General features: G+C 46.5%; 1 protein-coding gene. It reads right to left on the reverse strand.

Annotated elements, in window-relative coordinates; genetic code table 11:
* A partial coding sequence (locus HK11_RS12445) for a hypothetical protein (protein WP_158092838.1) occupies positions 1-398 on the reverse strand: 398 nt, incomplete at both ends.

Consider the following 398-nt stretch of genomic DNA (forward strand, 5'->3'; position numbering starts at 1 on the left):
GTTCCGGTAGCAGATTCGTAGTATGTTATTCCGTCACTGCCTTTTATGGCAATCCAGTAACCGCCACTTACAATAGAAGCTCCTGATGGTGCCTCCGGATAACTGACCGTGGGATCTGTATTGGCAATGCCACTATTTTCCTTCTGGCTCCCTAAAGTCTGGCCTGCAGATGTAATCTTTAACGTCCCGCCATTTTCTACATTAACAGGACTAACAATTATAGCATTGCCTGCTGTTGCATCCAGCGTAGCGCCAGAACCAACTACAGTATTCCCTCCTACATACCCCCCACTATTGATATAAAATGTATCACCATTTCCGTCTTGCGAATTCCCTGCAATAATAGAGTCACTAACAGATGATCCGCCGGCGTATACATGCCCGGCATCTGATACCAG

It is taken from the genome of Acetobacter sp. DmW_043 (assembly GCF_002153485.1).
Classification (GTDB): domain Bacteria; phylum Pseudomonadota; class Alphaproteobacteria; order Acetobacterales; family Acetobacteraceae; genus Acetobacter; species Acetobacter thailandicus.